Origin of the sequence: Sphingobium tyrosinilyticum, from assembly GCF_042654265.1 — a bacterium.
GTDB classification, from domain to species: domain Bacteria; phylum Pseudomonadota; class Alphaproteobacteria; order Sphingomonadales; family Sphingomonadaceae; genus Sphingobium; species Sphingobium tyrosinilyticum.
The window spans coordinates 28972-43474 of the sequence record NZ_JBHSFZ010000021.1; the positions used below are offsets into that span (position 1 = coordinate 28972).

The window sequence follows — 14503 nt, forward strand, 5'->3', positions numbered from 1 at the left end:
CTGTTACGTCCCCCATCTACACGCCCCCCTGCGCGCGACGCTCTTGCCGCGTCCGCCGCGCCCTTTCAATCCGTTTCTGCCCCTTTTTCCGCTTATTGCGCCGCGCAGGCTTCCTCCCCGGGACCGCCGCACGGCCGGTCCCAAAGATCCTCATTGCCCGCGCCCGTCACCGGCTCGTCGATCAGCGGCGGAAAGCCCTGCGTCACCACATCGCGCAGCTGGATCAGCGTCAGCGGGAAGATCCGCGTCACCGACACCGCCGGGTCCAGCAACCCATCGATCGTGTCCCGGCTATCGACGCTGATCCCGGTGCAGGACGCGCCATTGCCGATGAAGCAGCCGTTGATCTTCGACCCCGCGGCATAGCGCCCGTCGATCGCCACCAGCGGGATCGTGTCCAGCCCCGTGGCAAACAGCCCGGCGCTTGTCGCCAGCCGCCCGTTGATCGCGATCTGCGGCCGCCCGCTTCCGGCGATGATGGTCAGGCTGTTGGCCGTAAAGCCGCGCCGCGCCGCAAAGTCGGTCGAAAGCCCGCTATTCTGGATATAGACGCCATCGCTCGCCTGCAGCCGGATCGCCCCCGCCCGCAACATCCCCGCGTCCTGCGCCAGCCCGTCATTCTGCGCCAACCGCAACTCACGCGCGCCCAGCGATCCCGCCGCCTCAACGTCAGCGATCGCGGCCAGCGTCGCGGCATAGATGGACGGCGCGTCGATGCTCAACACCCCGCCCAGCCCGCCATTACTGTCGCTGATGTCGATCGATCCCTGTCCTGCGATCACCTGCACCGCCTGGCCAGCCGACAGCGCCAGCCCGCCCTGCCCGCTCCGCCCGGTCAGCGCCACCGCGCCCTGCACGCGCAGCAACCCCGGCGAAGCAATGCTCAGCACACCGCCGCTTGCCAGCACGCCGCTGCCGATCGTTAGGTCGCGGACGATGACATCGCCCGCCGCATCGATTGCGATATCGCCAGCCGACACCAGGCCCAGCTCCGCCGCCGACAGGCTGTAGCCCGCCGTCGCATCGCCGCCGCCGATCGCCGCGCCGCCCAGCGCGGTGAAGCGCAGCAGCCCCGCCGCATCGACCCGCCCGTTCGCGCCGATGACGATATCGCTCGACCCGATCGTCACCGCCTGCCCGCTGATCTGGCCCGCCACCGTCGCCACGCCCGCCGCGTTCAGCAGCACATTGCCGCCCGCCAGCGCATCGGCGATCGTCACCGCGCCGCTCGACCCCAGGCTGATGTTGCGGCCAAAGGCCGAAATCGGCCCCTGCGCGACGATATCGCCGACCAGCAGGTCACCCGCGCCCGCATCCAGCAGCGCCGCGCCGCCCGAACCCAGCCGCTGCGCGCTGATCCCGATCCCGCCAAGCGTCAGCGCCCCCCCGGCCACCGCATTGCCGATGGTCAGGCCACCCGCGCTGGACGTCAGAAGGACATTCCCCGCCGCCTGCGCGTCACCGACGCTGAGCCCGGCTACGGATCGCAACAACAGATCGCCCGTTCGCGCATTCAGCCCATTGGCACTGATGCTCCCCGCATCCACGTCGATCGACCCGGCCGCAACGGTCCCGCCAAAGGCCGCCACCGCCCCGCGCTGCTGCAACAGGCCGCCAATATCCGCGCCGCCCAATTGCAAGCTGCCATTGACGATCAGGTTGCCGCCCATCACCGCGCTGCCGATCTGCACGCTGCCCGGCGCAGTCAGCGTCTGGCTCCCCGCATTCAGCGTTCCGATGCCGATGCTCGCCGCTGACAGGGTCCCGCTGCCCGCGCCGATGGTCAGCGCGCCGCTGACGGCAAAGTCGCCGCCGATCGCGATGCCCGTCCCGCCCAGCGCAGCGCCGCTCGCATCGGCCATGTCGAGCAGTCCGCCCGACGACAGGCTGGCGAGCCGTATAGCGCCCGCCCCGCCAAGCCCGATCGCCGCCCGGCCGCCAGCGCTCACCGCCCCGCCCGCGCCATCGACGCTGCCTTGCGCGAACAGCCGCAAATCGCCGCCCGCCGACAGCGCACTGCCGCCCGACAGCGCAATATCGCCGCCTCCCGCCAGCATCGTCAGCAAAGCCGCGGATCGCAGCGCCCCACCCACAACACTGATGCCGCCCGGCGTGGTCAGCAGGATGCTGTCCGCAGACAGGCTGTCCAGCCCTGCCGGTCGCGCGCCATGGCTGATCGTGATGCCCATGCCGGAATAACCCGTCAGCGCGCCCGCCACCGCCAGCGCGCCGCCGCCGTCAAAGGCGAAGCCCAGCGGCCCCTGCGTCATGAAGTCGGCCGTCCCGCCGACGGTCACCGGGTTGCCCGAAGCGGCGAAGCTGATGCCGGTAAAGCCTGGAACCACCGTTCCGCTCGCGCTCAGCGTCATCGGCCCGGCGACATGAAGGCCCCCGCCCGCCGCGCTCGTGCTGTCGGCAAAGCTGATCCGCCCGCCCGCAATGCCATTCGCCGTCATGGACAGCGACGCCAGCAACCGTTGCGCGCCCGCGCCCAGCACCACGCCGCCGCCATGGGTCAGCCGCGCCGTTCCCCCGCTCGTCAGACCGTCCGCGCCGCCCGCGCCGCCCAGTCCCGCCGTGCCACTGGCGATGATGGAAAGGTCGCCCAGCACGAAGTCGGCGTCGCTCGCCTCGAACGAAGCGATGCCGCCCGCGCCCGAACCGCCGTTTCCGCCCGCACCGGCGGCACCTGTCGAAATCGACGCACCGCCATTCGCACCAGAGCCGCCCTTGCCCACCGCCGTGATGCTGTAGGGGGGCAGCGTCGAAAAGCTGCTGTTCACCCGCAAGCGCCCGCCGTCGATGCGCAGCGTCGCGGCCCCGCCGATCGCCTGCCCGCCACTGCCGCCAGCGCCTCCGGCCGGTCCGTCCTGCCCGGCCGATCCCGCGCCGCCGGTCGCATCCCCGCTCAATGTCAGTAGCGCGCCGGTGATGGCGCTCGCCCCCGCATTCACCGCGAACAGCGCCGTGCCGCCCGTTGCGTCGCCGCCGTCCGCGCCCGCCAGGCCAAGGCCACTCTGTAGCCCCGCTGCGCCACCCATTCCGCCCAGCGCCTGTGCAAGCACCCCAATGTCACCCGCGTCGAGCGAGGTGGAGGCTCCGGTCAGCCCCAGCGCCGCGCTGCCGCCGAACGCATCGCCGCCGCGCCCGCCAGCGCCGATCGTGCCAGCGCCGCCCGCTCCGCCAAAGCCGGAGGCCGACACGCGCAGTTCGCCGCTGACGCTGGTCGCGCCAAAGCCGATGTTGAGCGCCGCGACGCCGCCCGTGCCGACGCCGCCTGCGCCACCCGTTCCACTGACCGCGCCCACGCTGCCAAATCCGTCCGCACTGACGATCAGGCTCGCGAAGCTCGGATCGACATCGATCAGCAGGTCAGCGAGGCCGCCCTGCCCTGCACCGCCCGCGCCGCCCTGACCGGAGCCGTAGGCATAAATCGGCTCTCCAGTGCCTTCATCATAACCACTGAAATAGCCGTTGACGCCCGCGACGCCGCCTTCGCCATCCGCTGACACCGTCAACGCGCCGATGGCATGGCCTTCGCTCAAATAAGCGACACGCGCCGTTCCGCCGATACCATTGCCAGCAGCGCCGCCCGGCCCATCGCTGTCATTGTCGCCGCCCTTACCGCCCGCACCTGCCGCCGACACCAGCAGCGACGGCGTGGTCAGCGCGCCGCTTGCCAGCGTCAACTCGGCGGTGCCGCCTGTGCCGTTGCCGCCCGCACCGGCTGTGTAAAAACCGCCCGACCCGTCCGATCCGGCGACGCCGCCCTCGCCGCCGAATCCCTGCGCCCTGATGCTGACATCCTCGCTGACGATGATCTGGCCAGTCCCGCCCACATCCATCAGCAGCCGGGCAGTGCCCCCAATCCCTGCGCCGCCATCCGCGCCATTCGGGCCGCTGTAGGAATAATAGGAATAATAATCGCTGCCGCCGCCCGCGCCGTTCGCCTCGATGCTGATCCCATCGGCGTTCAGCACGCCGCCGCGCGATTCCAGCTGCGCCGTGCCGCCCGTGCCGCGTCCCGCAATGCTGGACACCTCATCCGGCGCGCTCGCCGCCGCACCCGCGCCGCCGATGCCGCCTGCCGCCAACGTCAACGACGCGATGGTGGCGCTGCCGCCGGTGATCAAAAACTGCGCGGTGCCGCCCTGGCCGCTGCCTGCCTGAAACGGCGTGACGCCGTCGCCGCAGCTCGGGCAATTGATGGACGAAGCGCCACCCCGACCATCAGCGGTGCCCAATAGGCTTGCCGCCGTCATGCTGCCGCCCGCCACCAGGAAATTTACCGATCCGCCAGTGCCGGTTCCGCCATCGCCTTCATTGAAGGCCGATCCGCCGAGACTGAGCGTGGAAAGATTTCCGGAACTGAGCGCCCGAAACCCGAAAGACGCTTCTGTGGACGCGGCGTCGGCGGAAGCGAAGACGCTGCCAAAGCGCATATCCGCGCTGCCCGCTGCACCGGCCCGGCTTTCAATGGCAATCGCGCCGCCCAGCCCATCGCCGCCTCGGCCTGCTACGCCATCATAGAACTCGGTGCCGCCACCAATGCCGTTCGCCTGCAAATACAGGTCGCCATCCATCGCGAAATCCGCGTCGGCGGCGTAGATCAGGATCGACCCGCCTGCCGCATTCGCCCCATTCTGGCCATAACCGCCCCGGCCATCGGCGGTTATGGTGCAATAGGAGGAGCAATCGGCGGCGAAACTGCCACGCAACCCGTTTAACGCGCTCGCCGACACATTGATGCCGCCGCCGCTGCCTGTTCCCCCTAGGCCGGTGGCATCGCCGCCTACGCCATCAGCAGCTAGATCGATATAGCCGGTGGTGATGCTGCCGCCAGCAGCCGACACGTTGATCGTTCCGCCAGTGGCGTTGCCGCCGGTGACAAGCTGCGGCGAATAATAATCATTGGCGACACCCGCCGACGCACTCAGCGACATGCTGCCGAACCCGATCGTCCCCGCCAGCGCTGCGCTCGGTCCAGCAGCGGTTCGCGCCGACACGGTGATGGAGCCGCCCGTCGCATTGCCCGAACTGTCACTGCCCAGCCCGCCGATCGCATCGGCATAGGCAGAAAGGTTCGCCGCGCTGATCGACCCGCCATTAGCGATGACGTTGATCTCGCCCCCGATCGCGTCCCCGCCCGCCAGCACGGGCGTGTTGAAATCGCCCACTCCGATGGCGCTCGCATCCAGGACCATCGATCCGGTAACGCTGATCTGCCCATTGCCAGCCGCCGTCGCGCTCCCGCCATAGGTCAACACGTCGATCTTGCCGCCGGCGCCCGCCATTCCAGCGGTAAGATTCAAATTGCCGCCGACGCTGATGCTGCCGCCCTGATCGGCGCGCAGCGTTACCGCCTCGGCCGCTTTCAAATCGATATTGCCAGATGCGCTGACCGTTCCACCGACGCCCGCCTGCACAGCGATCGCGCGTTCCGCTGTCAGGTTGAGGGCCGCAAAGCCCGCCGCGCCCGCGCCAGGCTGGACCGTGATGCCGCCGGTCGCCTGCCCATTCACATCGGGCTGCCAAGTCCCGCTGCCGATGGCGATATTCGCCTCGCCGGTGGCCGTGGCGTTGCGCACGCCCACGGCGCCGCCGCTCACATCATAACCCGCCGACAGCACCACGCCGCTGTCCGTCTGCACCGCGCTGTTCGCCGCGTCATAACCGACATTGCCCGACAGCAGCATGGTCAGCGCATTATTCTTGGGCACCGCCACCATGAAGATATGCTGGGCATCCGTGACAGTCGCGCCGGGCCGCTCGGTCGTTCCCGTATGCACCACACCATTAGCGTCGGTCGTCCCCGCGCTGATGCTGATGTCGAACAGCCCGCCATTGATGGTGATATCCGCCGCTTCCGCAGCAACATAGGCGGCCGATCCATTGACCTGCACCGTCCCCGCCTGCACCACCCGCGGCGCGACCAGCGCGACATAGCTGCCGCCAGACAGTGCGCTGATCTGCGCCCCGCTGCGCACTTCCACCGATGTCAGGACATCGGCAGTCCCCCGGAACCGTATTTCACCGCCGCTGCCGTAAAGGCCGCCGGTCATGTCGATGTCGTTACTGGTCAACAGCAGCGACCCGACGTTGAAAATGCTGCTCGCCCCCGCGACGATACCGCCGGGCGCATAGAACCAGACCTTGCCGCCTGTACTGCCGTTGATCTCGCTCTGCACCGTCCCGTTCAGCGCGACCACCCGCGACACGGAAATGCCGCTGCCGTCCACCGGCAGGATGCGGTTCAGCACCGTGAAGTCATTGACGCCGGAAACCTCGTTCGTGAACTTCTGCGTCTGCCCCGCCGGAAGGAAATCGATCACTCCCGTTCCCGAAGTGTCGTTGGGGATCCAGTTGATCACGGTCTCCGCATCGCGCAACACCACGGTCCCCGGCGTCGTAAGGTCCGGATTCGCCAACCCTTGCACAGTTGGAGTGCCCTGAAAGCCTGTCTGCCCCCACACCGACGGCCTGCAGCAAGCCACCGCCAGAGCCATTACACTTACGTAACGACAGTGCAGCGTGAATCGCGTTTTTCTCGCTATTTCGTTCATGACTTCACCGCCCCCACGGCAGAATGCGCGTCGTCACCGACATCAGCAACCGCGTATCGCCCCGCTCCGTCTGGAACGCCGCCTTCCGCAACGGCGTCGCCAGCGTCAGGTCGATCCGCGCATGATTGTCCCACGTCGCCCGCACCCCGCCGCCCACTGAATAGAGCTTCTGCGGATCAAGCCCGGCAAAGCTGCTGCCCTGGTGCCAAACCCACGCCGCATCGAAAAAGAGGAAAGGCTGCAACGCGATCGCGCCCGGGCCCTTGGGCGTGATCCGCCCATAGCGCAGTTCCGCCGCGACCCCCACGCCGCTATCCCCAGTCAACGCGCCTGGATCATAACCGCGCCCGACCGTATAGTTGCCCGCGCTCATCTGCTCATAGGACAGCAGTTGATCCGGACTATATTGCGCCCGCGGCGCCAATGCGAAGGTCAGGGCCGGCGCCGGGCGATACTCTGCCTGAACCCCCGCTCGCACGACCAGGGCGGACGCGTCGCCGCCTAACTGGCTCGTCGGCACGCAGGTCGCCGCGTTGCCGCAATCCTCACTCGCCCCCAGTCCCGCCAGGCCGTGACGCAGTTCCAGATTGCCGCCCATCCGCCATTTCGGCTCGATCCCAGAATAGCCCGCCGTGCTGATCAGACTATCAGGATCGATCATCTCGCCCTCCAGCCGCAGGAACAGCACCCGCAGCCGATCGCGCGACAAAGGCGCAGAGCCGATCCGAAGATCCTGGTCGATCACATCCAGCCCACCGCTCGCCAGCAGTGTATGCACCTGTCGCCGCACCAGCGGGTAGGACAGCGCCACGGTCGCGATCATCGTCTTTGATGACAGGTCCAACCCGTCAATGTCCGGCCTGGTCCAGGCGTAGGTAAAGTCCCCCGACAGGCGCAGCCCGTCGCCGCCCAGCGCCATGCTATGCCCCGCCTGCAGCACCGTCTGTTCGTCAGGCTGCGCGGTGTTGAAGAGGCTCAGTACCGTGCTGTCGCCCATGCCCGTCAGGTCATTGAAGCGCACCCGCGCCAGCCCGCCAAAGCGCCCTACCGCCCTGCTACCAAAATTCTGGACATTGACGTCCATTTCCACCCGGCGGCGCACGACCGTGACCTCACCCACCACCTCGCCGGGCGCAGTTCCCGCCGGGCGCAGCGCCAACCGCACGTCATAGCCGGGCAGGTCGCGCGCCAGCAGCAAATGCCGTTCCGCCTCATGCACGTTGAACAGCGGCTGTCCTTTCAGCGCCTCCATATGCGCCGCGATCAGCCGCTCGCTATTGCCTGCGTCGCCGCGCACCTCGATCGCAACGAGGTGCGCCATCAATATATCGAAGCGGACCGTGCCGCCCTTTTCGATCCGCTGGGGGGGCACCTGCACCGCGGCGAGATAGCCCCTCTGGCGCAGCGCCGTCGCCGCGCGATCCCGCACTTCGCACAGGCTGGCGATCGGCACGTCGCTGCCAGCCAGATCGATCCAGCTGTCCTTCAACACGTCCGGCTCTACTCCGCGCAGCCCGTCAAACTGCACAGCGGCGAAGTTCACCGTCACATTGGCAAAGCGCGGATCGGCGAGCGGACAAGGCGCACGTTCAACCCCGCCTTCGACCGTCAGTCGGCTTCCCTGCGGCGCGACGTCCCCTTGCCGCTCGGCCGGTGACAGTTCCTCGCGCGTCGGCGCGCGCGGCGCGACCTGCGACATCGCCGCCACCGGCACGACCGCCGTCAAAGCCAACGCCAACCGCGCGCGCTTCGTGAAAGTGATTGCCCCTGCCCCCAGCAAGCCCATAGACGTCCCATTTCCCCCAACCGTGCCGGAGAAGCGGCCTTGTGGCCTGTCATCCCCATCGCTGCGACCGTCCAGGTGCGGGCGCTCTGCACTTCCCCGGCCTGGCTATCAAGTCCTAACGCGCTGCCGTTTCGACCAACAGGTCAAGCTGCGCCTGACAACCATGCGCGATCAGCGCCGCCGCCGTCCCATCCAGTCCGGTATCGGCCGCGTTCAGGAGCGCAAAACGGATATCGCTGGACCGTCCGCCAGCCTCTAGGCGATAGGACGCGCCATCCTTCACCGGCAGCGTAGCGGGCCAGGCAGCGATGGTCTCGCCCGCCGCAAAGCTCGCCGCCGCCTGGACGCCCCCGCCGCTGATGCGCAGGCTCAGCGGCTTGGTTGCATCAACGCGCCACAGGCGAACCGCAGCCGGATCAGCGACGCACAGGGCGCCCGGCTGCGCAATATCAACAAGCCACAAATTGGGCCGCTTCGCCACGGCAGGCGCTTCGCCGAGCGCACCGCGGACCGCGCCGGTCCTTGCCCGTCGTACGCGCTTCGTGTCGAGCAGCGCCGCGAGCGTCACATTGCTGGCAGGCGCAGCGCTCGCCGCCGCCGTCACGCCAAAGCGTCCTGGCCCGCGCAGCGTTCGCGTGCCCTTGGCATCCAACAGCGTCACCACATCCCCCGCCTTCAGCAGCAGCGATCCGCCATCGGCCAGCTTCGCGCCCGGCGGATAATTCCGCGCCGAAGGTCCGGACGCGCGCACCACCAAAGTCTCCGCCAGCGCAGGCCCCGCCACGCCCAATATAGCCGCCACGCCCAGCGCCGCCGCCCGCTTAGCCCAGACCATAAATTCCTCCATCCCCAATATATTCATAGCGATACACCAGATTGGCGAGCGCCGCATCCTCCGGGTAGCGGTCTGCCAACGCTTTCAACTGCCCCAGCGCCGCCGCGCGCGCTTCCACATCTTCGGTGTCAAAAGCGGCCAGAGCCTGCTCCAGCAGGGCGCGATCCTCGCCAGGGAAATCCGGCGCGGGCTCGAACAGATCAACTGGCGTGGCCCGTCCGCGCAGCCTTACGCGCCCCATGGGCCGCCACCAGTTGAGGCCGGACCGCTCCATCGCCTCGCGCGACACCAGCACAGCCGTCTCCAGCGCCTTGTTCGCCGATTCAAGCCGAGCCGCCGTATTCATGCTGTCGCCAAGAGCAGTATATTGGATCCGTCCCTCTCCGCCGAAATTGCCGACGATCGCATCGCCATGATGCAGCCCCACGCGCGTCCGCCCGATCGGTGGGACGCCCGGCGGCAGGTCGCGGCGGAACGTCTCCCCCGCCTGCCACATCGCATAGGCGGCCAGCGCCGCCTTGCGTCCGTCATCGTCACGCGCGATCGGCGCGCCCCAAAAGGCGACGACGGCATCGCCTACGAATTTGTCAATCGTCCCGCCATGGGCCAGCACGACGTCGCTCAACATGTCGAGATAGCGGTTGAGCAATTGCGCCACCATCTCCGGCGCGATGGCATGGCTAAGCTTGGTAAAGCCCTCGAGATCAGTAAACAGGGTGAAGATCGGCCGCTTTTCCCCGTGCAGCGCGAGCTTCTCGGGGTCAGCCAATATTTGCGCCGCTATGTCGCGCGGCAGATATTTGCCAAGGGCCGCCTGCGCAAAGCGGCGCTGCTGCGACGTCACCGCGCGTGCCGCCGCGCTCACAGCCGCAAAAGCGATCACCCAGCCCAGCGCCCAACCAGCGGCCGGCAACCCCTTCGTGTCCCATCCGCGCGCCTGCAGCCAGAGCGGCGCGCCCACAATCGCCCCAGCCTGCACGACCAGCGCGGGCACAAGCCAGAACCAGCGCAGTTCCGCCAAGCTGGTGAGCCCCGCCGTCAGCACCACCAGCGCCGCTGCCGCCCACATTGCCCATCCCGGAATCGCCGGCAGCAGTGCTTCATCCAGCAACTGCGTCAGCATCGTCGCATGGACTTCAAGACCGATCATCGTCGATTTCGCCTGCCTGCCCGACAGCGGCGTTTCGAACTGGTCGATATCGACAATGTCCCCGCCGATCAGCACATGCCGCCCCTTCACCATCGGTGCGAGCGCGGCGGTCATGGCGGAGTCAGCAAGCAGATCGATCTGCAGGCTAGGGATCACCGGCTCCTCCGCCCCGTCCGCTTGGGCCAGCGGCATGCGGAAGCGGATCGCGCCGCGATAATCGGTAAAGCGCGGCGAAGGCTGCATCGCGAGCGATAGCAGCGGGGGCTGCCCTGCCAACGGCCGGGGCCAGCTACGTGCGACATTGTCAGCGTCGGTCTCCAGTCTGATGCTCGCAGGCCGGACACGATCGGTGCGCGCCCTTGTAAGGAAGCGGTCGAGATATTGCTGCTGCTCAAAGATGATCTGTTCGCGATTGTCGCCGATATTGGCGTAGCCCAGCCAAACCGGCGTGCGCATCCCATGAAGCGCCGCAATCAGTTGCGCATCCTCGTCCTGCGGCTGATCGAACAGGATATCGATGCCGATCGACTTCGCGCCCATCGCATCCAGATTGCGCAGAGCCCGCGCCAGCAGCCCACGATCGAGCGGTGACCGTTTGCGCGTCGCGATCAGGGTCTGGTCGTCATAAACAACCATCACCACTTGCTGGTCCTGGCCTACGCGCGGCGCAAAGGTGGCCGCCCGCCAGTCATATAACCCGCGCTCCGCATCCGCCGTCGCAATCTCGCGCTGCGACCCCGCGCCACCCAGGGGCCGCGTCCAATCCCATCCAGCCACGAAGAGTGCAAGCATCAACAGCAGCGCTGTTCCAGCTAGCCGCCAACGTCCCGCGTCCTGCACCACGCGTGCGCCCCGGCGCAGCAGTGCCCGCGCCGCCATCAAATCACCGCTGGGCGATCAAGGGGCGCGCGCCATCGCCGATGACCGCAAAGCCGGACCAGTAAAAGGGATGCGACGTATCGGCATCGTCCATCAATTTGACCTGCGTCGCCCGCAATGCCTCGGCGACCGGCTCATTCGGCGCGGCGGCGAACAGTCCGCTCATCAGCCGTTCGGTCGCCCGATATTCCTCCGGCGCGGGCCAATGGCTGGCGATCACCGACCGGCTCCCCGCCCCGATAAAGGCGCGCACCAGACCGTCCAGCGCCCCGCCGCCGCTGGAAAGCCCGGCCGCCCGCGTCGTTTCGGCGCCCGCCGCACCGGCCGTGTCGCAAGCCGACAGCACCACGAGATCGGCGTTCAGCCGCAGGTCGAAAATCTCGCCAAATTGCAGCAGCCCGTCCGAAGCGCCGCTCGGGGCAAAGCTCGTCAGCAGCGCCGGGCGCGCGGGGCATCCCGCACGTGGCGGCGTTACCAGGCCGTGGGTCGCGAAATGGAGGATGCGGAAATGGTCAAGGTCGCCGCGTCCCATAACCGCCGCATCGGTGAAGGCACCGCCGGTCACCAGCTCGCTGCCCTGCCCGCCGATGGCCTGCGCCGCCCGCCGCAATTCGGTCGCCGGGATAGGATGGTTCCATTGCGCAGGCGACCAGCCGCAATCCTCGCCGACGCCGGGCAAGGCGCCGCGCGTCAACGCTGCCAGCTTGAGCCCTGCGAGCGGCACATTGTCGCCAAAACCAATATAGCTTTGCGCCGCGCCTGACGGCGCGGTCAGCCGTGCATCGCGAAAAGCCCGCGCTGACAGTGCCGTGCTCACTGCATGATCGCGCCCTAGCCAATCGACGCCGCGAAAATCAAACTCGTCGCCCCCCTTCGCCACCCGCGCTTCATAGGCATCCACACCGGATTGGCTCGCCACCAGGAGGTTGACCGGCAACTGCAGCATCGCGCCGTCGGGCTCGAAGATCAGATGGCCAACGCTCTTCAGCCGCTGATCAACCGGGCCGAAGAGGTCAAGATAGAGGCTGCGCGCCACGGGCAGGTCCAGCGCATAGGTGGTCTGCACGCCACCTACTGCGATCGAGATCGTCTCGCGCAGCGCCGCGACCTTGCGCGCCACCTCGCTGGCGCTCGTTCCCAAACGGAAGCCGGTCGCCCCCTGCGCATCGATCCATAGCCCGTAAAGCGCGTCGCCAAGCTGGGCGAGCTTGTAATAGCCCTCCCCGCTCTTAAGCGTTGCCCGCATCTCGTCCAGCGTCAGCACCTGCGGGCTCACCGCACGATATTGTGGATAGGCGGCCAGCGCTGTCAGCGTCGCCGCCTGGTCGCTAGAGAGAGCATCAAGCTCCGCCTGCCGCCGCGCGACTTCTTCCCGTGTGGCGCTGTCGTCCTTGCCAGCCTCGCGTAGTTGGGCGAGCGCGATGCGGCCGCGCTCGACGTCGCGTGAGAGGGAGACCGACTGGCGAAACAGCCGCGCCGCTTCTCCATCGCCAGCCGACAATTCCCGGCTCAGCAGCTCCAGCGTTTCGGCAGCACCAGGCCGCACTAGCAGCTGCGATGCTTCGAACAGGTCCGCCGCCAGTTCGGGCCGTCTGGGCATCTCCGCCGCCAGCAACGTGAAATAGGGCTGCAACTGGTTCACCATCGCCGTCAGCGTGCCCCGGCCCGCAACCGTGGACGCCATGATCGCGCGATAGGTTTTCAGCGCCTCTTGTGTCCGTCCGCGCCGTACCAGGAAAGCGCCCAAGCGCGCCCGCGCGCCGTTCAGCGCCAACGTTTCGGGATATTGCGCTGCGATCAAGGTGACAGCCTGGTGGAGCCGCGCCTCCGCGCCTCCGAAATCGCCCTCGGCCTCCTGCGTCAGCGCGATCTCGCCCAGCAGTTGGGCGCGCAGGCGAGTGATCGACGTCACGCGTCCGTCGCGGATGCGCTGCGCATCGGCCAGCGCCTGGGCCAGCACCGCGCGCGCCTCGCGTGGCTTGCCCGACAAGCGCAGAATCGTGCCGCGCAACTGCTGCGCCTGCGCATCGAGGATCGCTGCGCGCTCGCCCGGAGCGAGCTTCGCATCCTGCCGTACGCCGAGCGCCCGTGCTCCGGACGCGCCGCTGCTCAATTCCGCCGCGACGTCGCTGGACAGCATCACCGCACCGTCGTCGCCTGCGCCGACCGCCACGCCACCTTCTGGCGACTGGTCCAACAAGCCAAGCGCGCCTTGCAGATCCTGCTGATTGAGATGATGCACCGCTTCAAAATTGCGGCGGAGGCGCAGCTGCACCGGGTCAGGCGTGGGAATTGCGCGCGCCTGCGCGAAGGCGGCATCGGCCTGATCGAACAGGCCAAGATTAGACAGCTGCAGCCCATGATTGACCAAATATTCATGCGCCCGGTTCGCCCGTTCAACCGGGCTCATCGCATTCGCGTCCGGATCGCGCGCCAGCCGGTCGGTCAGGCTGTCGAAAAATTCGGCGGCTTCGGCATAATTGCCCGAGGCATTGCGGCGATAACCCTCCGCCAACACGGTCTGCGGGTCGAGTGACGCCGCCTGCATCCGCGCGAAGGCCGCGCCATTGCCTCCGCCTGTCGTAACGATGTCCAGCTTGCCCGGCACCGTGCGCCCAAGGGCCACAATACGCAGGCCCAGATCCAGGGCGCTCGCATAAGGCGCAAAACCCTGCGCCGCATAAAGCGTCTTGCCGCGCGCCACCGTCACTATGCGATAGACGCCCGCCTGGCTGCTGCAGTTGCGCACCGTGACCTGTCCTACATCTGGCAGCGTCACACCGCCCGCCCCGCTGCAATTCACTGCAGCGCCGCGCGAGGCGGCCAGCCGTCGCAGGATAATGTCGTCGCTATCGCCCGCGCCCTGGCGAAGCGCATAGAGCTGCCCCACCGGCCGAGCCGAGTCACGGCAGACGACCGTCCAGGCGCGATCGAACATGGTGCGGGCGGCAGGATCGCCGTTGGCGCTCTGCGCTTGGCACAGCGCACCGCCTCCGCTGCCGATCCGGAAACTGTCCTGCAATAGCGGTCGATCACCGCTGCCCTGCGCCGACAACAAGGAAGACAGGCCCAAGGCGCCAAGCCCGGCCAGTATGCGACCAATTTTCCAAACAGCGCTCAAGGCTTATCCCCCAGCCTCGCCGGATCTGTCCGTGCGAGCCCCCCTCGGCGCGACCCAGCGCGCTCTTCATAGCGGGACGCGCGTGCGCCGCAAGGCCCTTCTCTTTAACCTCAGCGATCTTTCCTCACTCATCCGCCTGGGGCTATCGAAGGGGCGTCAACAGGACACA

Annotated in this window: 5 protein-coding genes; all 5 read right to left on the minus strand. The window is 67.8% G+C overall.

Features of this window, described 5'->3' with window-relative positions; all coding sequences use genetic code 11:
- Nucleotides 1–92: 92 nt before the first annotated feature.
- The 5 genes from ACFO3E_RS10545 to ACFO3E_RS10565 all read right to left on the minus strand — a co-directional run bounded on the left by ACFO3E_RS10545 (nucleotide 93) and on the right by ACFO3E_RS10565 (nucleotide 14151).
- On the minus strand, nucleotides 93–6437 hold the full coding sequence (locus tag ACFO3E_RS10545) for a histidine kinase (protein ID WP_465269434.1): 6345 nt from the start codon (nucleotides 6435–6437) through the stop codon (nucleotides 93–95).
- A 130-nt stretch (nucleotides 6438–6567) separates the two neighbouring features.
- Complete coding sequence (locus ACFO3E_RS10550; RefSeq protein ID WP_380804557.1) at nucleotides 6568–8349, minus strand: ShlB/FhaC/HecB family hemolysin secretion/activation protein; 1782 nt, start codon at nucleotides 8347–8349, stop codon at nucleotides 6568–6570.
- Between the two features lie 115 nt (nucleotides 8350–8464).
- Nucleotides 8465–9184, minus strand: a complete 720-nt coding sequence (locus ACFO3E_RS10555; protein WP_380804560.1) for a hypothetical protein — start codon at nucleotides 9182–9184, stop codon at nucleotides 8465–8467.
- Nucleotides 9171–11213: a CHASE2 domain-containing protein gene (locus ACFO3E_RS10560; protein ID WP_380804563.1), complete on the minus strand. Its 2043-nt coding sequence runs from the start codon at nucleotides 11211–11213 to the stop codon at nucleotides 9171–9173. The genes ACFO3E_RS10555 and ACFO3E_RS10560 overlap by 14 nt, the downstream gene beginning before the upstream one ends.
- A 4-nt stretch (nucleotides 11214–11217) precedes the next feature.
- Nucleotides 11218–14151 (minus strand): CHAT domain-containing protein, encoded by a 2934-nt coding sequence (locus tag ACFO3E_RS10565; RefSeq protein WP_380804612.1) that lies wholly within the window; start codon nucleotides 14149–14151, stop codon nucleotides 11218–11220.
- Between the last annotated feature and the right edge of the window lie 352 nt (nucleotides 14152–14503).